The 357-nt window shown below is 53.8% G+C and carries 1 protein-coding gene; it reads left to right on the top strand.

What is annotated here, in order from left to right; translation table 11 throughout:
- Nucleotides 1-41: 41 nt before the first annotated feature.
- Nucleotides 42-357 (top strand): hypothetical protein (locus ACTFO6_RS18070; RefSeq protein WP_439935781.1); only part of this gene is annotated, 316 nt, incomplete at its 3' end.

The following is a 357-nucleotide window of genomic DNA, read 5'->3' as shown; positions in this document are numbered from 1 at the left end:
ACCTCAGGCATTACTCCAAGAGCATTCTGCTGCAGCAGATTATGGCTTACAACAACTTGTACAAGCCGACACAGGTTTATCCCTTCGACCAGTTCTGGGGTGCCGTGAACGAAGCGATTTTCGACTGGCTCTATGAACAGAAGCGTATTACCAGGCCTCTCAAGGCTCACGATTTTGCAGCGTCAGTAGACAAGCGGTTTATGGATGCGACTTTCAAGAAGCTGGGCTGGGCGATCCCTCAACAACCGCCTTTCCTGCCCAAGGGCTGGCGAGGGGATCCGCGCAAAGTGCCCTATCCCGAGTACATCCACGCTTTCAATACCAAGGAGCCTCAATCCTTTCCCGAGCCCGGTGACC

The organism is Pelomicrobium sp. G1, assembly GCF_051905455.1.
Lineage (GTDB): Bacteria > Pseudomonadota > Gammaproteobacteria > Burkholderiales > UBA6910 > Pelomicrobium.
This window is presented reverse-complemented; position numbering and strand designations above follow the sequence as displayed.